The organism is Acinetobacter sp. YH01021, from assembly GCF_013420255.1.
Lineage (GTDB): Bacteria > Pseudomonadota > Gammaproteobacteria > Pseudomonadales > Moraxellaceae > Acinetobacter.
In genome coordinates, this window is record NZ_VOYO01000015.1 from 30,754 (window position 1) to 53,306 (window position 22,553).

23 protein-coding genes and 2 pseudogenes are annotated in these 22,553 nt (G+C 42.2%); 9 read left to right on the forward strand and 16 right to left on the reverse strand.

Annotated features, from left to right (window positions below; translation table 11 throughout):
* The first annotated feature begins 55 nt into the window (after positions 1-55).
* Positions 56-706, forward strand: a complete 651-nt coding sequence (locus FTT86_RS11320; protein WP_257229655.1) for an abortive infection family protein — start codon at positions 56-58, stop codon at positions 704-706.
* A 286-nt stretch (positions 707-992) separates the two neighbouring features.
* Positions 993-1,118, forward strand: a complete 126-nt coding sequence (locus tag FTT86_RS16155; protein ID WP_004645654.1) for a KGW motif small protein — start codon at positions 993-995, stop codon at positions 1,116-1,118.
* A 42-nt stretch (positions 1,119-1,160) separates the two neighbouring features.
* On the opposite strand, the gene FTT86_RS11325 is transcribed toward FTT86_RS16155, so the two are convergent.
* Positions 1,161-2,903 carry an FAD-dependent monooxygenase gene (locus FTT86_RS11325; protein WP_180181252.1) on the reverse strand — a complete coding sequence of 581 codons (1,743 nt, stop codon included), beginning with the start codon at positions 2,901-2,903 and terminating at the stop codon, positions 1,161-1,163.
* A 170-nt stretch (positions 2,904-3,073) separates the two neighbouring features.
* On the opposite strand from FTT86_RS11325, the gene FTT86_RS11330 reads away from it, so the two are divergent.
* The 3 genes from FTT86_RS11330 to FTT86_RS11340 all read left to right on the forward strand — a co-directional run bounded on the left by FTT86_RS11330 (position 3,074) and on the right by FTT86_RS11340 (position 5,899).
* Complete coding sequence (locus FTT86_RS11330; RefSeq protein WP_180181253.1) at positions 3,074-3,955, forward strand: LysR substrate-binding domain-containing protein; 882 nt, start codon at positions 3,074-3,076, stop codon at positions 3,953-3,955.
* Positions 3,956-3,972: 17 nt separating this feature from the next.
* A complete protein-coding gene (locus tag FTT86_RS11335) occupies positions 3,973-4,290 on the forward strand; it encodes an NGG1p interacting factor NIF3 (protein WP_180181254.1) in 318 nt (105 codons plus the stop codon).
* Positions 4,291-4,429: 139 nt separating this feature from the next.
* On the forward strand, positions 4,430-5,899 hold the full coding sequence (locus FTT86_RS11340) for a carotenoid oxygenase family protein (protein WP_180181255.1): 1,470 nt from the start codon (positions 4,430-4,432) through the stop codon (positions 5,897-5,899).
* Between the two features lie 227 nt (positions 5,900-6,126).
* Here FTT86_RS11340 and FTT86_RS11345 read toward each other — a convergent pair.
* Positions 6,127-6,920, reverse strand: a pseudogene (locus FTT86_RS11345) (nitroreductase family protein).
* A 71-nt stretch (positions 6,921-6,991) separates the two neighbouring features.
* Positions 6,992-7,792, reverse strand: coding sequence for an enoyl-CoA hydratase-related protein (locus FTT86_RS11350; protein WP_180181256.1), 801 nt, complete (start codon positions 7,790-7,792; stop codon positions 6,992-6,994).
* A 103-nt stretch (positions 7,793-7,895) separates the two neighbouring features.
* Here FTT86_RS11350 and FTT86_RS11355 point away from each other — a divergent pair, with 103 nt between their 5' ends.
* The gene (locus FTT86_RS11355; protein ID WP_048882461.1) at positions 7,896-8,465 is read left to right on the forward strand and encodes a nicotinate-nicotinamide nucleotide adenylyltransferase; all 570 of its coding nucleotides are present in this window, start codon (positions 7,896-7,898) and stop codon (positions 8,463-8,465) included.
* Between the two features lie 5 nt (positions 8,466-8,470).
* Here FTT86_RS11355 and FTT86_RS11360 read toward each other — a convergent pair whose 3' ends face one another.
* Positions 8,471-9,376 carry a LysR family transcriptional regulator ArgP gene (locus FTT86_RS11360; RefSeq protein WP_048882462.1) on the reverse strand — a complete coding sequence of 302 codons (906 nt, stop codon included), beginning with the start codon at positions 9,374-9,376 and terminating at the stop codon, positions 8,471-8,473.
* A gap of 103 nt (positions 9,377-9,479) precedes the next feature.
* Between FTT86_RS11360 and FTT86_RS11365 the strand changes: the two genes are divergently transcribed.
* The gene (locus FTT86_RS11365; RefSeq protein WP_071850386.1) at positions 9,480-10,085 is read left to right on the forward strand and encodes a LysE/ArgO family amino acid transporter; all 606 of its coding nucleotides are present in this window, start codon (positions 9,480-9,482) and stop codon (positions 10,083-10,085) included.
* A 448-nt stretch (positions 10,086-10,533) separates the two neighbouring features.
* Positions 10,534-11,058 carry a YceI family protein gene (locus FTT86_RS11370; protein ID WP_257229656.1) on the forward strand — a complete coding sequence of 175 codons (525 nt, stop codon included), beginning with the start codon at positions 10,534-10,536 and terminating at the stop codon, positions 11,056-11,058.
* A gap of 87 nt (positions 11,059-11,145) precedes the next feature.
* Here FTT86_RS11370 and FTT86_RS11375 read toward each other — a convergent pair whose 3' ends face one another.
* From FTT86_RS11375 to dapD, 5 genes are all read right to left on the reverse strand, one after another.
* Entirely contained in the window at positions 11,146-11,604 is a 459-nt protein-coding gene (locus FTT86_RS11375) for a peroxiredoxin (protein WP_005265784.1), read from the reverse strand.
* An 81-nt stretch (positions 11,605-11,685) separates the two neighbouring features.
* Complete coding sequence (locus tag FTT86_RS11380) at positions 11,686-12,099, reverse strand: hypothetical protein (RefSeq protein ID WP_005097581.1); 414 nt, start codon at positions 12,097-12,099, stop codon at positions 11,686-11,688.
* 16 nt (positions 12,100-12,115) lie between these two features.
* Entirely contained in the window at positions 12,116-12,784 is a 669-nt protein-coding gene (queC, locus tag FTT86_RS11385) for a 7-cyano-7-deazaguanine synthase QueC (RefSeq protein ID WP_005097579.1), read from the reverse strand.
* Between the two features lie 34 nt (positions 12,785-12,818).
* Positions 12,819-13,529 (reverse strand): 7-carboxy-7-deazaguanine synthase QueE, encoded by a 711-nt coding sequence (gene queE / locus FTT86_RS11390; RefSeq protein WP_180181258.1) that lies wholly within the window; start codon positions 13,527-13,529, stop codon positions 12,819-12,821.
* 131 nt (positions 13,530-13,660) lie between these two features.
* On the reverse strand, positions 13,661-14,482 hold the full coding sequence (gene dapD, locus FTT86_RS11395; RefSeq protein WP_180181259.1) for a 2,3,4,5-tetrahydropyridine-2,6-dicarboxylate N-succinyltransferase: 822 nt from the start codon (positions 14,480-14,482) through the stop codon (positions 13,661-13,663).
* Positions 14,483-14,801: 319 nt separating this feature from the next.
* Between dapD and carO the strand changes: the two genes are divergently transcribed.
* Positions 14,802-15,527, forward strand: coding sequence for an ornithine uptake porin CarO (gene carO, locus FTT86_RS11400; RefSeq protein ID WP_044112180.1), 726 nt, complete (start codon positions 14,802-14,804; stop codon positions 15,525-15,527).
* 57 nt (positions 15,528-15,584) lie between these two features.
* On the opposite strand, the gene FTT86_RS11405 is transcribed toward carO, so the two are convergent.
* The 7 genes and pseudogenes from FTT86_RS11405 to FTT86_RS11435 form a co-directional block, all read right to left on the reverse strand.
* Positions 15,585-16,814 carry an outer membrane protein transport protein gene (locus FTT86_RS11405; RefSeq protein WP_180181260.1) on the reverse strand — a complete coding sequence of 410 codons (1,230 nt, stop codon included), beginning with the start codon at positions 16,812-16,814 and terminating at the stop codon, positions 15,585-15,587.
* Between the two features lie 93 nt (positions 16,815-16,907).
* A complete protein-coding gene (locus FTT86_RS11410) occupies positions 16,908-17,831 on the reverse strand; it encodes a CysB family HTH-type transcriptional regulator (protein ID WP_180181261.1) in 924 nt (307 codons plus the stop codon).
* A 53-nt stretch (positions 17,832-17,884) separates the two neighbouring features.
* Positions 17,885-18,946, reverse strand: a complete 1,062-nt coding sequence (locus FTT86_RS11415; RefSeq protein ID WP_004731677.1) for a sulfate/molybdate ABC transporter ATP-binding protein — start codon at positions 18,944-18,946, stop codon at positions 17,885-17,887.
* Between the two features lie 11 nt (positions 18,947-18,957).
* Positions 18,958-19,851 carry a sulfate ABC transporter permease subunit CysW gene (gene cysW, locus FTT86_RS11420; protein WP_004279077.1) on the reverse strand — a complete coding sequence of 298 codons (894 nt, stop codon included), beginning with the start codon at positions 19,849-19,851 and terminating at the stop codon, positions 18,958-18,960.
* Complete coding sequence (gene cysT / locus FTT86_RS11425; RefSeq protein WP_004279076.1) at positions 19,848-20,681, reverse strand: sulfate ABC transporter permease subunit CysT; 834 nt, start codon at positions 20,679-20,681, stop codon at positions 19,848-19,850. The genes cysW and cysT overlap by 4 nt, the downstream gene beginning before the upstream one ends.
* Positions 20,682-20,767: 86 nt before the next feature.
* Positions 20,768-21,373, reverse strand: a pseudogene (locus tag FTT86_RS11430) (RBBP9/YdeN family alpha/beta hydrolase).
* Positions 21,374-21,405: 32 nt separating this feature from the next.
* The gene (locus FTT86_RS11435; protein ID WP_180181262.1) at positions 21,406-22,419 is read right to left on the reverse strand and encodes a sulfate ABC transporter substrate-binding protein; all 1,014 of its coding nucleotides are present in this window, start codon (positions 22,417-22,419) and stop codon (positions 21,406-21,408) included.
* Positions 22,420-22,553: the final 134 nt, after the last annotated feature.

Consider the following 22,553-nt stretch of genomic DNA (forward strand, 5'->3'; position numbering starts at 1 on the left):
ATTGCTAATAGCTAGAGCTACTGATACTTATGAAAAAGGTTCTTCAGAGGCATTTATGCAGCTTAGACAAGAGTTACTGACATTTAAAAACTTTTATGAATATATTCCATTTTTTATTAAAGACACACGCACATTAGATGAATTTGAAGCTAGGATTAAGTGGGATTTTGAATCTTACGCTGAACGTGAAAATTATATTTATTCGGAATTTAAAGAATTCTTTAATGTATTAGAAAGTCTAGATGTTCCTCCATTGGATCAGGTAGTACAGTTGAAGATTGCTGAATTAAGCTCGGATTATATACATCAAATATGGCAGAAAGCATTAGAGCGAAGAAGTACAGATCCCGAAGGTGCGATTACATTAGCTCGAACACTTTTAGAATCGACCTGCAAATATATTCTTGATGAATACGAAGTCGGTTATGGCAATGCTCCAGATATAAATCAACTGTATAGATTGGTGAGTAAAGAATTAAACCTTGCTCCATCTCAACATACGGAGCAGACTTTCAAACAAATTCTCGGAGGATGTAGTTCCATCATTGAAGGTTTAGGATCATTGAGAAATAAAGTGGGTGATGCTCATGGGCAAGGTAAAATAAACTTTAAACCTTCTCCAAGACATGCAGAATTAGCAGTGAATTTGGCTGGTACAATGTCCGTGTTTTTATTCTCATCTTGGAAATTAAAACAAGGTGAATGAATTTTTTATTATAAATATTGTTTTTAAATAGTATCTTAATTTTACTGTATGGAAAAATTAAAATAAATTCACTAACATAGGATTATTCAACCACCAATTTGGTGGATTTTTGCTTTTTAAGCATTCTGATTTTTTAATTTTTTTTCTTCCTGCTGAGTTGGTTTAGATTTTGCTTTTATATTGTATATAAAGTGCTATGGTATGTTTTATGCACAACTTTATTGCACTATAAAAGAAAGATGGAATAGATCGGTTCAGTATCAATTCTCAAAGATGAGGTGATGACATGGCTAAAACACTTAGAATAATGGATAAGGCGGCAATGCGTCAGAAAGGCTGGATGTTGTTTTGTATTGTTGTAGGACTACAAATATTGTTCGTTGTGGGCAGTTACTTGCTGCAGGGTTCTTGATCATCAGCTTTAAGAAAGCCACCATTAAGGTGGCTTTATAATTTAAATAACCAATTGAATCTGTTTCAACACCGCCTTCAGTGTATTCACAAAATCAAACTGATCATTGGTACTGTCCTGATAACGCCAAGCCACATAACCATCTGGACGAACTAGCACAGCACCAGATTCATGAATTTCAGATTTGCTGTTCCAAGTGCCGTACACATCACGGTAGTCACGAGAACCAATTTGAATCACATCCAGATGAGGTAAGTTCAGTGCTTCAGCAGCTTGCTTCCATCCTTTACCGGATAAACCTGTGAGCAGCGTAAAGCGACCTTTACCCGTAATATCCAGTGTCGACTGCTTTTGACCATTGGCATTGATCAGCCAGATATGTGGCACTTTAGCACCCGGACGAGTCGTTGCCTGTAAGTACAACTGCTCATCTTTTTCAAAAATTTCAGACTGGGATTCTGCAATCACCGCATTGGAGCTATATCGCTGGTTCAGTTCTACACCTTGCGCATTAAACTCAAAGTTTTTAATTTCTAAGGCTTCAAACAGTTTTTTGCGGATTTCAGCACCTTGCTCATCTTCCGAAAAAATACGTTCCAGCATTTGTTTCTGAGTCGTCACACCTTGATCAAAACCAAAGACTTCTTTCAGGTATTTATAATCAAAACGTGATTGATTCGCACGAGCCACAATCTGCTTGCCGACCGGTGCACGCTCGGTGGTATAGGAATCCAGCAGGGAAGGTGCGGCCCAACCTTTGACTGCATATGCCAGTTTCCAGCCGAGGTTAAAAGCATCCTGCATACAGGTATTTGAACCTAATCCGCTTGAAGGTGGATGACGGTGTACAGCATCACCGCCGCAGAACACGCGACCTTTAGAATATTCAGTTGCCCAAGTCTGGTTTACATACCAGTAGGACAGTTTCTGAATTTCAACATCTTCTACTTCAGCACCAACAAATGTATTCAGACGTGCTCGAACCTGTTTTTCAGTGACTTGTGGCTCACCTTTAGAAATGTCAAAGCCCCAGCCCATAATCCATTCATTCCATGGCGTAATGGCACGTAACAATCCTATACCGAGATCGCCAAAGCTGGCTTCAGGATTCACGATCCATTGCAGAATCGCAGGACGGTGCTGAACGTATTGAGAAAGATCAGCTTTAAAGGTCACATAGACGGTACCGGCACGTGCCATCACGCCTTCCAGTGGCAAGCCGAGCTGTTCCAATACACGAGATTTAGCACCATCCATACCCACCAGATATTTTGCTCTTAAGTTAAATTCAGTATTGGTAATCCGGTTCAGGAAAGTCGCAGTCACGCCATCTTCATCTTGCACATGCGACAGATATTCAGTATTAAAGTTATAAACTGCACCACGTTCACCGGCATTCTTGACTAGTAAAGCTTCCATTTTGGGTTGGATCAAATCAACTAAAGGACATGGGCTGCCTTTGATATAATCGCCATGACGCTCATCACCTGTACCCCATGCACTTAAACGGGCAATTTCTTCACCCACCAGGCTGGTGGTAATCAGGCTTTCACCCATCTGCTCCCAAGGTGTAGCAATCTCTTTAACCTGTTCTTCAACACCTAAATCACGTAATACTTCCATGGCACGCTGATTGGTAATATGTGCACGTGGACTATTGGCCAGCCAGCTAAACTGGGTAAACAGTTGTACCTTGATGCCATAATTGGCCAAGGCCAGACCTAATGTTGAACCTGCAGGACCGGTACCAATGATCAGAATATCAGTGTCATAGTGTTGTGTCATACAAGACTCCATGTGTATAGGTGAAGAACAAGCTATCTATATGATCAGGCAGTCTAGTAAAACAGGATCTGTTGATATAGCGATATTCATATAAACTATCGACCTATTCTTATTTGCAATACGTGGGTCATAATCTTAAGATGCTGACCTGATCAGAAACCGGGCAGGCTATGGAACTTCGACGTTTACGCTATTTTATCACCGTGGCGCAGCAACAAAGTTTTACCAAGGCCGCCGAAAAGCTGTTTACTGCCCAGCCGTCATTAAGCCAGCAAATTAAGGATCTGGAACAGGAAGTAGGCGTTGTCCTGTTTGATCGTTCATCCAGAAAAGTCAAACTCACCGATGAAGGACAAGCTTTTCAGATCTATGCCGAAAAAGCACTGGAAAATGCCAAGTTGGCAGTGGCAGCAGCACGTCAGGTTGCACAGCAGAAAAACAATCAGATTCATATTGGCTTTCTGAATGTGGCAGAAATCAAAGTGATGCCTCAGATTCTGGCACAGCTTAAAAAAACCATGCCGGACTTAAAAATCCATCTGCATAGCCTGACCTGTATGGAACAGATTCAGCGGCTAAAAAATGCTGAACTGGATTTGTGTATTACCCGTTTTCATCTGGATCATCCCGATTTTGACAATATTCATTTATTAACCGAGCAAATTTATCTGGTTGCCGCTCAGCATTTACATCCTATGGATCGAATCCTGAAATTACAGGAACTGAAAAATCACAATATGATTATGTGCGAGCAGAATGCTTCACCCGTGTTTTATGAAAAGCTGGATCAGCTGCTTGGTATTGATCAACTCGAACATGAGCAGCTACTGTGGGTCACCAATGTGTTGCAACACATTAATCTGACCAATATGGGGATGGGTTTTAGTTTTGCTCCTGAGTATTTACTGAGATTTTTGAATGATCATGTGAAAATCATCCAGACGGATCAGGTACTGCCAAAACTAGGCTTGTATGCAACATTTAACAAGAATTCCCAAAATCCTGCATTGAAGATGATTACCCAAGCGCTTAATAATACGGCAAGTATCTGAATTTCAGGAAGGAATATATGTTAAAGCTGATTTATTACGTGCCGGATGAAAACTTGGAAGACACCAAGAATGCGATATTTGCAGCAGGGGCAGGCGGTATTGGTGAGTATACGGACTGTGCCTGGCAGGTTTTAGGAACCGGACAGTTTAAGCCGCAGGAAGGTGCAGATCCTCATATTGGTGAAGTTGGCCAACTGGAACAGGTGGAAGAATGGCGGGTAGAAATTCTGGTGCCTGATGAAAAGGCAGTCGATGTGGCCAAGGCGCTGAAAGAAAGCCATCCTTATGAAGAGCCAGCTTTTGAGTTTATTCAGCTTCTGGATATCAAAGTATAAAATTATAAAATTGACGCTCTGCTGCGGCACGTTTGACTTAGCGCGCCGTTAATCTAGATTAAGAAAACACCCAACTTGCTTTTGTTATTATCATTTCTGCCAGAATAATCCAAAGAAAAATATAATAAGGAAAATAACAATGCCGTGGCCAAATCCGCTGAGCAGCGTGCTTAAGAATACCCTCAGCAAATCTATCCAGTATGGTACAGAAATCTTGCATCAGCGCATTCCATATTCGCCAGATAATCCCTATCTGGAAGGTATATTTGCACCAGAGCGGCAGGAACACTTTTCCACAGATTTAAAGGTTGAAGGGCAGATTCCTGCAGAACTGGATTGTGCATTAATGCGGATTGGTCCAAATCCTATTACAGTCAAAAACCCACGCAACTATCACTGGTTTACGGGCGATGGCATGTTGCATGCGCTCAGACTGAAGGGTGGTGAGGCACATTGGTATAAAAGCAGTTATATCGGTTCTGCCAGTGTGCAGAAAAAACTTCATCGACCACAAATTCCCGGTAAAACGCGAGGTGTCGCGGATGCAGTCAATACCAATGTCATCCACTTTGCCGGAAAAATCTGGGCACTGGTAGAAGCGGGTGCATATCCAGTTGAGTTGAATGCTGCACTGGAGTCAAAACGACATCATTTATTTGAAGATGATCAGGATTTTCCATTTACTGCCCATCCGCATATTGATCCTGAAACGGGCGATATTCATGCGATTTGTTATGATGCTTTAAGTCAGAACAAAGTTTTTTATTTGCAGATAGATTCAAAAGGTAAGTTGAAACATCACGTCGACATTCCAGTGAAATATGGTCCGATGATTCATGATTGTGCCATTACCAGATCTCAGGTGCTGATTCTGGACCTGAATGTAAAATTTTCTGTACGCAGTGCTTTAAAGGGTTCAATGTTGCCATATCAATGGAATCCAAAACGGCAGGCACGCATTGGTATATTGCCTTTTGGCGGTAAGGCAATTGATATTCGCTGGTATGAGATTGATCCCTGTTTTATTTTTCATACCGTGAATGCTTATGAGCTGGATTCTGGTGATGTGGTTATGGATGCGGTGGTGCACTCCAAAGTATTGGTCAGTTCGATCCAGGGACCGATTGAAGATCAGGATATTCGGCTGGAGCGGTTCATTTTTGAACATGGCACTGGAAAAGTGGCTCGGACGATATTATCCGAGATGAAACAGGAATTCCCACGGATTAATGAAGCTTATACCGGGCGGCCTTATCGCTATGTCTACACTATTTCCTTTGGCGAGTTTGATGATCCTTCTCATGTCAGCAGCAATACTCTTTTGAGCCATGATGTGGAAACTGGCAATTCAGAAAGCTATTCTTTTGGAGAGAATTGGGTGACAGGAGAGGTGATATTCGTCGCACGGGAAGGGGCGCAAGCTGAAAATGATGGCTGGCTGATGTCTTATGTTCATGCTTTAGATGGACGCCCATCCAAAGTGGTGATTCTGGATGCACAGCATATGGCTGAAGGGCCGATTGCAACCATTCATTTACAGGTACGTGTACCCGTCGGGTTTCATTGTAACTGGGTTGATTATCGGAAATTGAGAACCCACTATTCATAGGTTTTGATTATTTACTGGCATTTTTAAGATGGCATAGCCTTCATATAGCGTGAAGACTTCACTCTCTGTTTGCAGGCTGATAGGGCTTTAAAGAACGAAAAATATATTGCATAGGATAAGCAAAATTATGTGTTAGGCAGAAATTCATTCTTGAATCTCTGCCTAAGCGCGATATCCATATCACCAAATGAGGTAGAACTTAAGGCTTTGTTTTTCTATAGCTGCTATTAAACCTTCTGAATAAACAGCTCACGATCAAAACGGTATTGCGGGAAAAATACGCCATCTTCGGCACGTTCACCCGCACCAATTACCATGACTGGATACTGTTCATCATTCAATTTCAGAATTTCACGAACCATCGGCTCATCAAAACCTTCCATCATACAGCTGTCAAAACCATAAGCACGTAAAGCCAAGACCAGGTTTTCACAAGCGAGCGCCGTCGTTTTGGTTGCCCACAGTTTCGCATCAGCCGGGCTGAAAGCAGAAACTGGCATTTGTTTGTCCAGTGTACGGGCAACTTTGAAAGCCACTTTCTTAAAGTTACCAAAAGCATTCAGATAACCAGTCTTATAGTTTAAGGAATATATTTATAGTATTTCTTAATCGCGGGCGGTGCTTCAGGAAATGGAAATTCATTCACATTACGTTTCGCCATTTCATCGATACGATCGGTACGTGCGATACAGACAATTAGCTCAGAAGCTGTTTTGGCTGCCAGTTGACTCATACAGGCTTTGACCAGACGTTTTTTCTTGCCCGGATTTTGTACCACATAAAAAGTCCAAGGCTGCAAGTTTGACGAATTCGGGGCCAATAACGCCAGATCCAGACAGGCATCCAGAACTTCAACGGGAATTGGCTTTTTGGTAAATTTACGCACTGAACGTCGGCTTTCAATCACCTTACGAAAATTATCGACATCTATATCTTGAGGTGCAGGTTCGTAATAACGTTTCTTTTCTGGATTTGAACTATCTGTTGTTTGGGAAAAGGTTTCGGAGTTTTGATTTGGCATACTTCAGATTCTTGGAAAAATAAAAGATTGAGGCAGTCTAAACCACCTCATTGAACTCATAAGTTTGAAAATTAGTTGAATTGTGTGAAATCAGGTTTACGTTTTTGCATAAACGCTTGAACCGCTTCCAGCATTTCTGGCGAGCCGACACGCTGCATGAAAATTTCTGCTTCATGGTCAATCCATTCCACAATTTCATTCACATTGTGTTTCATCAAGGCTTTGGATTGCACCAGTGATGCTAATGGCAGAGCAGAGAGCTGGGTAGCTTGTGCTGCTGCTTTAGTGTAAACATCTTCTTCAATGCTGTTCACCAGACCTGCGTCGAGCGCTTTTTCGCTATTGAATTTTTGCGCAGTCAGCAATAATTCGGCCGCTTTATGATAACCCGCTTGCTGAATCAACAGCTTGCTTGAAGCACCTTCAGGCGATAGACCCAGACTGACAAATGGAATCTGGAACAGGGCGGTATTGTCACTATAGACCAGATCACAATGCAGTAAGATCGTCACGCCAATGCCGATTGCAACACCACGCACGGCTGCAATCAATGGCTTGGAAAATTTTGCAGCAGATTTCAGTAAAACAAACGGTGGGCCTTCAGCGGCGGGTGCCTGACCTTTCTTCGCAGCAGATTTCATAAAATCCTGCATATCATTGCCCGCACTAAAGTCTGCATCCTGACCACGCAATACAACTACACGAACTTCAGGCGCCTGATCTGCTTCATCCAAGGCTTTCGCAATCCATAAATAAAGCTCGCTATATAACGCATTTTTCGCTTCCGGGCGATTAATGGCTAAAGTGAGTACACCATGTTCTAAATTCGCATTCAAATGCTCATGAGGTTGTTGAATACAGCTCAGTGTCATCGTACTATCCTTGCTTTAAAACTTAATTTGATTTTATGGGAATGATTATGTCGCATATTTATTGGGACAGCACAACTCATGAGTCATAAAAAACTGATCCCTTATGAACTATACATTTGATTATCTGGTTTTCATTGGCCGCTTTCAGCCTTTTCATCTGGCACACATGCAAACGATTAACATTGCCCTGCAGCACAGTCAGAATGTGATTTTGGCTCTTGGTTCTGCACAAAATGAACGTAATATCAAGAATCCATTTTTGGCTTCGGAGCGTGAAGCCATGATCCTGTCAAATTTTAGTCCAGAAGATCGGGCTCGGATCAAATTTGTAGAAGTCATAGATGTTTATAATGATGAAAAATGGCAAAAACTGGTGAAATCGCTGGTGAACCAGGTTATTGAACCGGATGCCAAAGTCGGGCTGATTGGGCACTTTAAAGATGATTCTTCTTATTATTTAAAGTTTTTCCCAGAATGGGAAATGGTCGAACTTGACAGTCTTGAAGATGCCTTATCCGCCACGCCGATGCGTGAAGCTTATTATCGTGGCGAAATTCAACGGGATAAATTTCCACAAGGCACAATTGATTTTCTAGAGAATTTCCAAAAAACCACGACCTATCAGCAACTCAGTGAAAAATTTGCCCAGAATGATAAAACCAATCTAGTTTAAAAGTATCAGGTTGTTATGGGTTGATTCATGGTAGTTTGAGCATGCTGTTTCAAACATTCGCCTAAAATTTCCAGGGCAGACGACTGTTCTTTCCAGTGATGCCAATACAAGGGTACTTCAATTCGCATCTCACTCGAAAGTTCAAGCAGTTCACCTGACTCCAGCAAATCCCTGGTTTGATAGTCCGGCAGCCAGCCATATCCTAGACCCATGACAATCGCATCAAAAAACGCATGGGTCGATGGAATAAAGAAATGAGGATATTGAGCAAGGTTCAGGCCAAATTCGTGCTGAATAAATTGGGTATGGAGTTGGTCTTTTTCATTAAAAATAATGGCAGGGGCAAGGCGTAGCGCATCCCGATGTACCCCTTGATGAAACCAGTTTCGGGAAAAGTCAGGGGTGGCGACCAGACGATACTGCATCTGTCCGATCAACTCAGCCCGGCAACCTTTCATTGCCTTACTCTCTGTACTCAAACAGGCATTGACGAGACCTGCTTCTAACAGATGATGAGTCTGTGATTGATCATCTACCTGAAAATGCAGCACAATTTTATGCTGGATCAGCTGGGTTTGTAAGGTTGGTAATAGCCAGGTCGCGAGTGAATCAGCATTGGTGGCAATATTCAGGCAGTAGAAACCTTCATGTTGCAGCTGTCCACCCAGATCCTGCATCAGATTCTGTTCTAGCAAACGTTGATGCTGTAAATAATGCAATAAAGTTTGTCCTGATTGGGTCACGCGGCAAGGCCGATCTCTCACCAGAAGCAATTGTCCCAATTTTTTTTCCAGACTTTGAACACGAAGGGTCACTGCCGAGGCAGTAATATTTAGCTGCTCGGCAGCCAGATCGAAACTTCCCGTTTTTGCAACTGCGTAAAAAGCATCACATTGTTTCGCATTCAGCATATCTGTTATCTAAAAATAATTTAGTTAAATTGATATTAACTTAGTTTTAATTAATCGCATCCATTTTGTTGAATAATTCATTTATTCAAAAAAGGGGAATGTGATGTTCAGTTATATGGTGAGTGGTTTTGCTGTGGGAATGAGCCTGATTATCAGTATCGGTGCACAGAATGCTTTTGTATTAAAACAAGGTTTAAAACAACAGCATGTGTTCTGGGTCTGTGTGATTTGTGCCTTGTCTGATTCCATTTTAATTCTGCTTGGCGTACTGGGCTTTGCGCGCGTCATTGAACATTATCCGGATATTGTTATATTTTCTAAATATATTGGCGCAGGATTCCTATTTTATTATGGTTTGCACCATGCGATCAGCGCATTTAAATCAACAGAGGTTTTAGCACCAAGTGATCAGCTAACAGAGCATTTTCTACAAGTACTGATGATCTGCCTGGCTTTTACCTGGCTAAATCCGCATGTTTACTTAGACACAGTCATATTGATTGGATCAATTTCAACCCAATACGCCTTAGGAAAATGGTGGTTTGCTTTAGGTGCTGTCTGTGCTTCCTGGTTTTTCTTCTTTAGTTTGGGATATGGGGCAAAGATACTGACGCCTTGGTTCCAACATCCAAAAGCATGGAAAATACTGGATGCTATTATTGCCTGTACTATGTGGGGCGTCGCAGTGTCATTAATTCTCAGTATTTGATTCAGGCTACGAAAGCCGATAGATCGGTTAAGAGTTATCTAAGCGTGTCATTTTAGATAGTGATGGAGAATAGGCAGCGCAGAAAACAACTCTTTTCAGTGCTGCAAGCACATGGATATTTCCAATATAAATTGAACTTAAAATAAACGATCTGTCTTATATAAAAAATTTATAAAATCAGAATTTTATAAGATGAAACCAGTTTCCTGCTCACCTAGCAGGGCCACTTATCAGAAAAAAATCAGCTCAAGTATTTTGTCCGTTAGTCATGAATGATTTTACAAAAACTTCAATAAACTGGTATAAAAATAACGAAAACCTGTTCGCTCAAAAAACAAAAAAATTAGTTTCAGATTAAGCCGTGGACTTAAATCCGATCAATAAGAAATTAAACAAGGTGGATTTAAAATTGAAAACAACAATAAAAACTGGGCTCCTTGGCCTAGCGATGTGTTTAGCTTTGACTAGTCAGTCTTTTGCAAGATCATGGACCTTAACTCCCAAAAGTGATGTCGGTTTTGAGATTAAGTCGATGGGTCTTACTGTGGTTAAAGCCAAGTTCAATCAGGTTCAATCCACGATGCAGTTTGATGCTAAAGCACCGCAAAATGCCTCAACCCATCTGGTCATGGATGTAGAAAGTTTAAGCTTTAGTAAGCCGCTATTTAAACATATGATTTTGGGCGAAGACCTGTTTTATGTAGAAAAATATAAGACTGTAATTTTTAAAAGTATCCAGTTTAAAGACTTGGGCAATGGCAAATACAATGTTTTAGGTCATTTAACCCTGCGTGGTGTGACCAAGCCAGTGATTTTCGAAACAACCTTTAAACCCAGTATGTCGAATGCCAAGCTGCTTGATGTTCAGGCATATGCCGTGATTAACCGTAGGGATTTTGGTATGAAAAAAGGAATTGCCGGGGTAGGAGATAAAGTGAATCTTCATCTATCAGGACAGTGTGAAATGAACTAGGGGAAATATAAAATACTTGATGATATGACATTTATCGTAAAAAAAAGCCCGAATGTTTCGAGCTTCTATTCATACACAAGCATACAATTAAGCAGCTTGCAAAGCTTTTAAATCTTCCAAAACTTGTTCTGCATGACCTGCTGCTTTGACTTTGCGGTACTCTTTAACCAGTTCACCGTTATGGAAAATAAAAGTTGAACGCTCAATGCCCATCACTTGTTTGCCATACATGTTCTTTTCTTTAATCACATCAAAATGATTGCACAACACCTCTTCTTTATCGCTGATCAGATTGATACTCAAATTCTGCTTTTCAGTAAAGTTCTGATGCGCTTTTACCGAATCACGGGATACGCCAAGAATTGTGGTGTTTAAAGCATCGAACTGATCTTTTAAACAGGAAAAGCCAACTGCCTGAGTCGTACAGCCCGGCGTAGAATCTTTAGGATAAAAATAAATCACCAGCCATTCTGTATTTAACTGGGTTAAATTGATTTCGCCTGTCGTCGCAGGAAAATTCTGGTCAAGCAAACTAATTTCAGACATAAAAACTCCTGTTTTCTTTAAATTTTTTCAAAAAAATAAGCCACATTATAGTGGCTTATTTTATCAAAGAATAATCAGATCTTATTTCTTTGGTGCCGCTTGAGCTGATTTCATTGCTTCTTCAGTCAAAGTTTTCAGTTTGCCTGTTAACTGTGGACCAAAGCATGCTTGAAGATCTTTATTCTGCTTCTGTACAAAAGCTAAAGTGCCTGGGCTTTTCTTCTGGTTAATAGTGCTTTGAATTTCCCATTTTTGTGCATTGGTTAATTTGCCATCTGCTTCAATAGCACAACCACAATATTTGCTGACTTCAGCAGCCGTCAATTTTTTACTTTTGCCAGTTTCATTTTTACAAACATTGATCAATGCAGATTTTACATTGGTGCTTTTATAAGCTTGTTGTAATTTGTCATCAGCCGCTTGAGCCGTAGTTGCGAACATAGCAGCAGCTGAAACAATTGCTGAAAGCACGATGCTTGATTTTAAATTCTTCATAAACTCTACCTTGTTATTACGGTATATAACGTGTCGGGTCTTCAACACCTGCATCCGCAAAACCCTGTTTACGTAAACGACAACTGTCGCATTTGCCACAGGCACGTCCTTGGTCATCTGCTTGATAGCATGACACCGTTTGACTGTAGTCTACGCCATGTTCAATACCTAAGCGAATGATATTTGCTTTGGATAAATGTAACAAAGGTGTTTCAAATTTGAGCGCTTGACCCTCTACGCCAACCTTGGTCGCAAGGCGTGCCATGTTGGCAAATGCGTCAATAAATTCCGGACGGCAATCCGGATAACCGGAGTAATCAACCGCATTAATTCCGATCACAATCGCTTCAGCTTCGAATACTTCTGCCGCGGCCAGAGCGTAAGACAGGAAGATGGTATTACGTGCCGGAACATAGGTAATCGGAATGCCAGCCTGTTCATGGTCGGGTACCTCAATACTATGATCGGTAAGGGCTGAGCCACCCAGATTACCCAGATCAATATTGATCACTCGATGTTCCACACCCGCACGTTGCGTTAAAGCTTTTGCTGCATCCAGCTCGGTCGTTGAACGCTGACCATATCGAAAACTGAGTGCGATACATTCATAGCGTGCCTGCGCCCAAGCCAGACATGTTGTTGAGTCTAATCCGCCAGATAACAGGACAATGGCACGAGGGCGCATAAGCTGATTCTCCAAAAAAATACTTTACAAAAAATTAACGACCAGTTTCATCATTCCATAACAACTTGTGTAGCTGTAACTGGAAACGAACAGGGAGATGGTCTTCTAAAATCCACTGAGCCAAATCACGTGCCAGTGGTGGTAACTGAACTGCACCTTTTTCGATCGCAAATGCAGGCGAAAACCAAACTGTACTCACTTTGTCTTGAAGTTGGTACAGCTCTAACTGCTGCTTTGACCATTCATAATCTTTACGATTGCATATCACAAACTTGATTTGATCATGTGCAGTTAAATGATCGAGATTAGAAAGCAAATTTCGTGCAACTTCACCTGAAGCAGGTGTTTTTAAATCGAGGACTTTGGAAACACGCGGATCCACTTTGGATACATCTAAAGCGCCACTGGTTTCAAGTGAAACTTCACATCCTAAATCCGCAAGTCGCTGCATCAGGGGCAGGGCATTGGGCTGCGCCAGTGGTTCACCGCCGGTCACACAGACGTAAGGCGTTTTAAAATCAAGCGTAGTCTGGATAATATCGTCCAGAGACTGACGCTCACCGCCTTCAAAGGAATAGGTGGTATCACAATAGCTACAACGCAATGGGCAACCGGTTAAACGGATAAATACCGTTGGTAGTCCTGCGGCATTGGCTTCACCTTGCAATGAATAGAAAATCTCCGTAATGCGTAAACCCGCAGACGGATCAGAAACTGGGATTGCAGAAGATCGAAGCGTATTCATAACAAAATTTACCAATGAAAAATAAATAACCAGGTATAAAAATAAAAATCCCTACGATTATTACTAATCGTAGAGACGAGGAGCAGTTGAAGCTCCGAGGAACACAAAGGTGCCCTCTAAGTTAAGCCATCTTAGTCTTCGCGTAATAGATCGTTCAGGCTTGTTTTAGAACGAGTTTGTGCATCAACTTTTTTCACGATGATGGCAGCATACAAGCTGTAAGTACCACACTTAGAAGGGAGGCTACCAGCAACAACGACTGAACCTGCTGGTACGCGACCATAATGAATTTCGCCAGTGGCACGGTCATAAATCTTGGTCGATTGACCAATGAATACACCCATTGAAATTACAGAACCTTCTTCAACGATTACGCCTTCAACGATTTCAGAACGTGCACCGATAAAGCAGTTATCTTCAATAATGGTTGGATTCGCTTGAAGCGGTTCAAGCACACCACCAATACCTACACCACCTGACAAGTGAACATTTTTACCAATTTGCGCACATGAACCTACAGTTGCCCAAGTATCAACCATCGTGCCTTCATCTACATAAGCACCGATGTTGACATAAGAAGGCATCAAGATCACGCCTTTGGCCTGGAAAGAACCTTTACGTGCGACAGCAGGTGGTACGACACGTACACCAGCAGCCTTAAATTGTTCTTCACTCCAACCTGAGAATTTAGTCTCTACTTTGTCATAGAAACGAAGATCACAAGCTTCCATTGGTTTGTTGTCGTTCAATTTAAATGATAACAATACCGCTTTTTTAATCCATTGATGAACAACCCATTCACCATCGATTTTTTCAGCAACACGTAAAGTACCATTGTCTAGACCAGCAATTACTTCCTCAACTGCTTGACGGATTTCAGCAGAGCAATCTGCAGCTGTAAAATTCGCACGGTCTTCAAACGCTTGTTCAATGATTGTTGAAAGCTGCGACATGATCTTCCTTCCAGAAAAAAATTTTCTAGATTTTACACTATATTGCAGGAAAAATAGTTGAAAGCACTAAAAATAGATGAAAAATAACCAAAAGTGTAGAAAGCGTGAAATTATTAAAGTGATAAGTATACTTTTTCATTATGTTGAAATGTAGGAGAAGTGTTAGAAAATGCTTGGTTCTGAACAAGAAAAATTAATTTGTATCAAAAAATAACAAAAGATGAGCAAAATGCGAATAAAAAATATTTTTTAAGTCCTTTATATTGAGCCTATCACGAATAACTAATGATCAAAATAAGTTCTTTTGAGGAGAGAAATAATGAAATCTTTACATAACATTTTAGCAGTATCAGTCTTAGCTCTAGCAGCAAGTTCTGCAATGGCTGCTGATGAAACAATCGTAACAGATGAAGGCGTTGCTGAATTCTCTTTCTTTAAACCCGCAGCTGTTCGTGCTGAAGTGGGTACTACCGGTTATGGTGGTGCAATTTCTTGGAATGCCAATCCATATGTTGGCGTGACTTTAGGTTATAACGGTGGTGATATTTCCTGGTCTGATGATATTTCAGTAAATGGGACTAAATATGACCTGGATATGGACAATAACCTGACCTATTTAAATGCTGAAATTCGTCCTTGGGCGAACTGGTTCTATATGGCAGCAGGTGTTGCTTACATGGACAATGATTATGGTTTACGTGGCCGCCCTGGGACAGATGGTGAAATCAGAATTGATGGTTCAACATTTGGTGCAGATGTAGGAGATGTGGTAGGTAGTTTATCTTACAAAAATAATATCGCACCTTATCTAGGCATTGGTTTCTCACCGGCAATTACCAACCGTTGGGGCGTCTTTGGTGAGATCGGTGCCTACTATAATGGTAATCCTACTGTAGATTTATATAACACAGGTAGTCAGACAGCAAGAAGTGCAAATGGTCGTCTAATTACAGATGCAATTGATACAGAAAGAGATAAAATTCGTAATGACAATGAATACGAATGGCTACCAGTAGCGAAACTGGGTGTAAGCTTCCGCTTCTAAGTTTTAGTCTCATAAAAAAACGGGCTTCGGCCCGTTTTTTTATTTTTTAGAACAATTTTAAAAGTGATAACCCAGTTTCAAACCTAGGATCAAGGCACTGTTATCGGAAACTGCAGATAAACCTGCAATCTGTGGCGTAATAGGCTCGGATGAGGAAATTTCAGGTTTTTGAAACTTTAAATAATATAGTCCTGTCGCAATATCCCAAGTTTCTTGAATCTTATAAAGATGACCTAGTCCGATGCCCCAATAGCCATCACTCGGATTCAATGTTGAAGCCGGATTTCCTGTGCCAGAATCCCATAAAAGTTCGATAGAATTTATGCCAAAAGATGGCCATTGATGAGCAAGTCCGATTTTTCCAGACCATTGATCCTCACGATAATCAATCATTCTAAAAGGTTTTACTTCAGGGAACTGTAAGGCCGCATAGTCAATTACAGCGCCAAATTTAGGCGGCTGGATCACGAAATTTTGCCAGTTTGACCAACCCAGCGTGCCATAGAGCGCATTTTGATCAGTTAAAGCTGTCTGAAAATCCAGATTCACTGACTGAGGAGTTTGAATTTCTGTATAAGGCGCTGGATTCGTACCTACAACAATCGATTCAGTAGTTTTATTGTGATGAGTAATTGCAGAACGATAGGTCAGTGCGGTTCTAAAAAAATATTCAGGAATCTGATAACTGATTCCAGCAAGCCAGCCCCAAGCGGGATCTCGTTCAAATGTGGCTCGATAACCATTGAATATATAAAATGTCTGCCCGGATAAATATAAATTTCCCTCTAAGCTTTGATAACTTAGCCCTGTATAAAAATTCCAGTCATCGTCTGGTTGAAAGCCAATTAATGAGGTCAAATTATGACTCTTAAACTGAATGGTAGCAGCCTCAATTGGAAGTGCTGCACCTGCAAAAACAGGATCATAACGATAAGCGATATCTATAGAATAAGGCTGATCGTAAATCAGTCCCCACGACACTTGAGGATTCAACTGGAATTTTAATGCGACATTGGAGATCAATTGGTTATGGGCAAGATTTCCTGTTGAAAAATCGGTGATGCCTAATTGTTGCAGCTCTTCGGTATGTTGTACCTGACCGCTGATATCAGGGCGAATCCAAGCTAGAGAAACTTCAGCATAATGATTTTTTTCAAAAAAAGACTGAATGGACTGACCAGATTGTTCAAACGCTGCTGCATAACCTGACCCGGAGAAAAACAAGCCCACGGAGAAAAGAGCAAATTTATTATTGATCATCTTGGTATAATTCAATTTATTATGCACGTGATTATGCTTGATATTTGTATTCTTTATCTACTCAAAAAATAAAAAAGAGGCGGTGTAGCCTCTTTGATTAAAAACTTAAAATATTGCACTTTATTCGTCTGGATAAGCCACTTTTTTCAATGCCTTAATATCCGCATCTGGTGAGCAGAGTGAAATAAACTCGTAGCCATAACCTCGCAGTAAATGACCTTTACGCACTGCAATCCAAGTGGTATTTACGCCGAAAATATCGGTTTTAATCTGCTTTAAGCGGTAATCACGCTCCGGGTCATAGGCCACATCGTTGACAATGCCGACACCCATATTCATTTCTACATAGGTCTTGATGACATCGGCATCAAGTGCGGACATCACAATATCCACATCAAAACCAGCTTCTTCAAAGGCGGTATCAATCTTGGAGCGACCGGTAAAACCACCATGATAGGTAATAATCGGGTAGTGAGCCAGATCTTCAATCCGGATGTTTTCCTTACTCGCCAGCGGATGATTTTGCGGCGTAATAATACTATGTTGCCAGTTATAATAAGGCACGCTGGCCAGATTATCTTCAGTGGTGAGTGCTTCGGTCGCAATACCGATATCGGCTTGACCTTGCAGTAACATTTCCGTGATTTCAACCGGGCTGGCCTGTTGCAAAATCAAATGAACTTTAGGGAATTCTTTTTTGAATTGGCTGACAATTGGTGGCAACACATAACGCGCCTGGGTATGTGTTGTGGCAATGGTCAATGTGCCTTCATCGACTTTATTGAAATCATCGGCCAGACGTTTGATATTGTCGGCATCGACCAGCATGCGTTCCACAATGCCTAAAAGTGCCTGACCCGGTTCGGTTAAACCCAGTAGGCGTTTACCTTTACGGATAAACAGCTGTACCCCCAGTTCATCTTCCAGATCTTTAATATGCTTACTTACCCCGGACTGTGAAGTATAAAGCGCAGCAGAAGCTTCAGTTAAATTAAAGTTTTGTCTAACCGTTTCTCGTATAATTCTTAATTGTTGGAAATTCATAATTCTCTTACCCTAGAAGAGGATGGGGCATTTTAAAGCCCCATCTTTTGATCTTAAGCGACCTGGTTTTCAAATAAATGCAAATTCACCGCACTTAACCAAACAGTTTGATTTGGGCGGAATTGATGCGCTCTCGCTTCATCAGGCGTCAGTAAAATTTCAATCAGATTGCCTTGACGGTCATTTAGCTCAGCAACTACTTTACCCGCGATCCATAATTCACGAATGAAGGTCGCCTGAATGGCATTGTCGTGTGGCTGTGCATGGATGCGTAGTTCATCTGGACGTGCGAATAAAATCACTTCACCTTGAGCGGCATTTTTTGCACCCTCAAATTGAATGCGGTCTTCGCCGAGTTGGATGAGGCCGCCATGGTTCTGACCTTCAAAACGGTTCGCCTGACCCAAAAAGTCGAATACAAATGGAGTTTTCGGGGTTTCATAGACCTCACGCGGTGAACCGATCTGCTCTACATTGCCTTTGTTCATTACTACGATCTGATCTGCAACTTCAAGTGCTTCTTCCTGATCATGAGTCACGAAGATCGAAGTAATATGCAATTCGTCATGCAGGGTACGTAACCAGCGACGCAGTTCCTTACGCACTTTGGCATCCAGTGCACCGAAAGGTTCATCTAGTAATAATACACGTGGTTCAACGGCCAGAGCACGTGCAAGGGCAATACGCTGACGCTGACCCCCAGAAAGTTGAGCTGGATATCGGTCAGCAAGGAAACCGAGCTGAACCAAGTCGAGTAAACGTGTCACACGTTTTTTAATTTCCGCTTCCGATGGACGAGTTTTACGTGGACGCACACGCAGGCCAAAGGCAATATTGTCAAATACCGTCATATGGCGGAACAAGGCATAGTGCTGGAATACAAAACCAACTTCACGCTCCCGTACATGCACATTGGTAGCATCTTCGCCCTCAAGAATAACCTGACCGCCATCTGCTGATTCCAGACCGGCAATAATCCGTAGCAAAGTGGTTTTACCACAGCCTGATGGACCAAGAAGTGCGACCAGTTGACCATCTGGGAAATCCAGCGAGATATTTTTAAGTGCATGGAATGCACCAAAGTGTTTTTCAATATTTTGTACTTGAATACTCATGTGGGCATTCCTTAAGAAACTGTTGAATCTTCATTACGTTTGTCTTGTTTTTCCTGGCGCAGTTCCACCCATGTTTTTAAAATCAGGGTCACAATTGCGAGGAGAGCCAGAAGCGAAGACACGGCAAACGCAGCACTAAAGGTATATTCGTTATAAAGAATTTCGACGTGTAGCGGCAAGGTATTGGTTTCACCACGGATATGGCCGGAAACCACCGACACCGCACCAAATTCACCCATGGCCCGCGCATTACACAGAATCACGCCATAGATCAGACCCCATTTGATATTGGGCAGGGTCACTTTCCAGAAAGTCTGCCAGCCAGATGCACCGAGTACAATCGCAGCTTCTTCTTCTTCGGTTCCTTGTGCTTCCATTAACGGAATTAGCTCACGCGCAACAAAAGGTACCGTAATAAAGATAGTCGCTAGGACAATCGCAGGCACTGCATAAAGGATCTTGATATCGTGATCCATCAGCCAAGAACCCATCCAGCCTTGGGTACCGAAAATCAGCACCAGCATCATACCCGCGATCACAGGTGAAACCGAGAAAGGGAGATCAATAATGGTGGTCAGGAATGATTTCCCCGGAAAGTTGAACTTCGCTACAGACCAGGCTGCCGCAACACCAAATACGACGTTGAGCGGTACTGCGATTGCAGCCGTCAGCAAGGTAAGTTTTACTGCCGACAGAGTATCCGGATGCACCAGCGCTTGGGTATAAACGCCAACCCCTTGTTTAAAGGCTTCAACAAAAACCAGAATCAAGGGCAGAATCAGGCAGCTTAAAAAGAAGATTAAGGCAATAGTGAGCAGCGTATAACGTACCCAAGTCGGTTCGCGGGTTGCATCACGGGATTGCAGCTTTTCAGCCAGCGCATTACTGTTGGTATTTAAACTCATCGCGCAGTTCTCCCGGTACGACGGCTGGCCCATGCCTGTAATAAGTTAATCAGGAATAGCATCACGAAGGAAATCAGTAGCATGACGACAGCAATCGTGGTTGCACCAGCATAGTCATATTCTTCTAAACGAGAAATAATCATTAAGGGTGCAATTTCCGTTTCAAAAGGCTGGTTACCGGCAATAAAGATCACCGAACCATACTCACCGACACCACGGGCAAAGGCTAAAGCAAAGCCTGTGATCAGCGCAGGCAGCAGAATTGGGAAAATCACTTTGGTCACGATCTGAAACCGGTTGGCGCCCAATGCAGAAGCCGCTTCTTCCAGTTCAGTTTCCAGATCGCTGAGGACTGGCTGAACCGTACGCACCACAAATGGCAGGCCAATAAAGATCAATGCCAGTGTAATACCAATCGGGGTATAAGCGACTTGAATACCAATCGGTTCTAAATATTGACCAATCCAGCCGGTCGGTGCATATAAAGAGGTCAGGGCAATACCCGCAACCGCAGTGGGTAAGGCAAAAGGCAAATCTACCAGGGCATCGACAATACGTTTGCCCGGAAAGCTGTAACGTACCAGACACCACGCCAGTAACAGGCCAAACACTACATTGACCAGTGCAGCGACAATGGCCGCGGTGAAACTTAACTGCAATGATTTCAAGATACGTTCAGAGCTCAGGATTTCCCATAAGCCATCCCAGCCAATGCCCAGTGATTTAATAAAAACAGCTGACAGCGGGATCAAAACGATTAATGACAAATACGCTAGGGTAAAGCCTAGAGAAAGACCAAATCCTGGCAGCACTCGGGATCGCTGCGACATGATTACTCCTCAGAAGAGAGAAAGCTGATTGAAGTCAATCAGCTAAAATAAAAAAACAATTTGGGCACAAGCATAATTTGCAGCGACTAAAATGCAAATTTAAAATAACACTTGCTCTCATCAACTTTGCTGATATGGGGCATAGTGTTTTCTGAAATCAAATAGTGTTCAATTTCAGGAAAAGGGCCAAAACCAGAAGCGACATTGACATGACCGACTGCACCCAGATTAATTGGTTTGATTTTCCAGGTTTAGGCCAGTATGTGGGCATCTTCAAAACTTAACCAGGGATCATTTTCACTGATCAATAACGTGGTGGGCACCTGAAGCTTGAGCTGTTGAAAATAGGTGCTGTAGTCAGTCTGACTGTCGCGCGAAAAACCATTTTCCCCAAATCGTGCCGGATTAGCTGGTGCCACCAATAGCAGATTTTTTACTTTTGCATTGAGTTCGGGATGTTGGGCAAGGGCCGCAATACTGGTCAGACAGCCAAAGCTGTGTGCGACAATCTGAACCTCTGCTGGAATGGCTTGCAGAGTTTTGACAAACTCTGCTACCCAGATATCCAGTACCGGATGATTCCAGTCCTTTTGCTGCACACGGGAGCATCGCATCAGCCGGTGCTGTAAGCAGGTTTGCCAGTGGTTGTATTCACTGCCACCTACACCAGGAACGATAAGCGTATGAATCATGTCGATGCTCCTATATCAATCAGCTTGGAAAATTATTTCGCGCTGTTGGCTTTAACGATCTGGTCAAATACACCACCATTTTCAAAGTGAGCCTTTTGTACTTTGTTCCAGCCGCCAAATTCCTGATCAACCGTCACCAGTTTTAATGGCTTAAATACTTGGCTGTATTTGGCCAGTACTTTGGCATTACGTGGACGATAATAATGTTTACCTGCCAGGTCTTGACCCAATGGCGAATACAGGAAGTTCAAATAACCTTGAGCCAAGTGCTGGTTGCCTTTTTTCTTGGCATTTTTTTCTACAATCGCCACCGGTGGCTCAGCCAGAATCGACAGAGAAGGGGTAATAATTTCAAACTTGCCCGGCTGTTCGCGAAGGGCTAAATGCGCTTCGTTTTCCCATGCGAGTAAAACATCCCCAATGCCACGTTCAGCAAAGGTCGTGGTTGAACCACGTGCCCCGGAATCCAGAACTTTGGTATTTTTATAAATTTTACGAACAAATTCTTGCGCAGTCTTATCGTTGCCGCCCGCCTGATGTTTGGCCCAAGCCCAAGCCGCCAGATAATTCCAGCGTGCACCGCCTGAAGTTTTCGGGTTTGGGGTAATGATTGCTACGCCCGGTTTGACCAGATCACCCCAGTCCTTAATCTCTTTCGGATTGCCTTTACGCACCAGGAACACGATGGTTGAAGTATAAGGCGTCGAGTTTTGCGGCAATTTCTTTTGCCAGTCCGCAGGTAACAGTTTAGCTTTTTCTGCCAGCACATCAATATCGGCAGCCAATGCTAACGTTACGATATCTGCATCCAGACCATCAATCACGGCACGTGCCTGTTTGCCTGAACCGCCATGCGATTGCTTGAAATTGATTTTTTGACCGGTACGGCTTTCCCAATATTTGCCAAAATTCTTATTTACATCTTCATACAGTTCACGGGTCGGATCATAGGATACATTGAGAAAATCACGTGCTGCTGCACCAAATGAGGTTGCCGAGATAACAGCTCCTAAAACCCCAAGTTTTAATGTGTTTGAAATGCTCATCTGGACTGAATCTCTGATATGTTCTGTAACATAAGCGCAGAATAAACTTATTCTTTATGCATAAAAAATAATTAAAAATGAATTTTATATGAAAAAAATAGATAAATAAGCTCTTAAGTGTTTGAAATAAGAAT

Coding starts and splice junctions, on each gene's coding strand:
- FTT86_RS11375 (WP_005265784.1), bottom strand. CDS start 11,604: ATGTCTGAAATTAGTTTGCTTGACCAGAATTTTCCTGCGACGACAGGC.
- queE (WP_180181258.1), bottom strand. CDS start 13,529: ATGAATACGCTTCGATCTTCTGCAATCCCAGTTTCTGATCCGTCTGCG.
- FTT86_RS11350 (WP_180181256.1), bottom strand. CDS start 7,792: ATGACACTGAGCTGTATTCAACAACCTCATGAGCATTTGAATGCGAAT.
- FTT86_RS11330 (WP_180181253.1), top strand. CDS start 3,074: ATGGAACTTCGACGTTTACGCTATTTTATCACCGTGGCGCAGCAACAA.
- FTT86_RS11335 (WP_180181254.1), top strand. CDS start 3,973: ATGTTAAAGCTGATTTATTACGTGCCGGATGAAAACTTGGAAGACACC.
- FTT86_RS11380 (WP_005097581.1), bottom strand. CDS start 12,099: ATGAAGAATTTAAAATCAAGCATCGTGCTTTCAGCAATTGTTTCAGCT.
- dapD (WP_180181259.1), bottom strand. CDS start 14,482: ATGTCGCAGCTTTCAACAATCATTGAACAAGCGTTTGAAGACCGTGCG.
- FTT86_RS11360 (WP_048882462.1), bottom strand. CDS start 9,376: ATGCTGAATGCGAAACAATGTGATGCTTTTTACGCAGTTGCAAAAACG.
- FTT86_RS11415 (WP_004731677.1), bottom strand. CDS start 18,946: ATGAGTATTCAAGTACAAAATATTGAAAAACACTTTGGTGCATTCCAT.
- FTT86_RS11410 (WP_180181261.1), bottom strand. CDS start 17,831: ATGAATTTCCAACAATTAAGAATTATACGAGAAACGGTTAGACAAAAC.
- FTT86_RS16155 (WP_004645654.1), top strand. CDS start 993: ATGGCTAAAACACTTAGAATAATGGATAAGGCGGCAATGCGTCAGAAA.
- FTT86_RS11340 (WP_180181255.1), top strand. CDS start 4,430: ATGCCGTGGCCAAATCCGCTGAGCAGCGTGCTTAAGAATACCCTCAGC.
- cysW (WP_004279077.1), bottom strand. CDS start 19,851: ATGAGTTTAAATACCAACAGTAATGCGCTGGCTGAAAAGCTGCAATCC.
- FTT86_RS11365 (WP_071850386.1), top strand. CDS start 9,480: ATGTTCAGTTATATGGTGAGTGGTTTTGCTGTGGGAATGAGCCTGATT.
- FTT86_RS11435 (WP_180181262.1), bottom strand. CDS start 22,419: ATGAGCATTTCAAACACATTAAAACTTGGGGTTTTAGGAGCTGTTATC.
- carO (WP_044112180.1), top strand. CDS start 14,802: ATGAAATCTTTACATAACATTTTAGCAGTATCAGTCTTAGCTCTAGCA.
- FTT86_RS11325 (WP_180181252.1), bottom strand. CDS start 2,903: ATGACACAACACTATGACACTGATATTCTGATCATTGGTACCGGTCCT.
- FTT86_RS11355 (WP_048882461.1), top strand. CDS start 7,896: ATGAACTATACATTTGATTATCTGGTTTTCATTGGCCGCTTTCAGCCT.
- cysT (WP_004279076.1), bottom strand. CDS start 20,681: ATGTCGCAGCGATCCCGAGTGCTGCCAGGATTTGGTCTTTCTCTAGGC.
- queC (WP_005097579.1), bottom strand. CDS start 12,784: ATGCGCCCTCGTGCCATTGTCCTGTTATCTGGCGGATTAGACTCAACA.
- FTT86_RS11370 (WP_257229656.1), top strand. CDS start 10,534: ATGTGTTTAGCTTTGACTAGTCAGTCTTTTGCAAGATCATGGACCTTA.
- FTT86_RS11320 (WP_257229655.1), top strand. CDS start 56: ATGCAGCTTAGACAAGAGTTACTGACATTTAAAAACTTTTATGAATAT.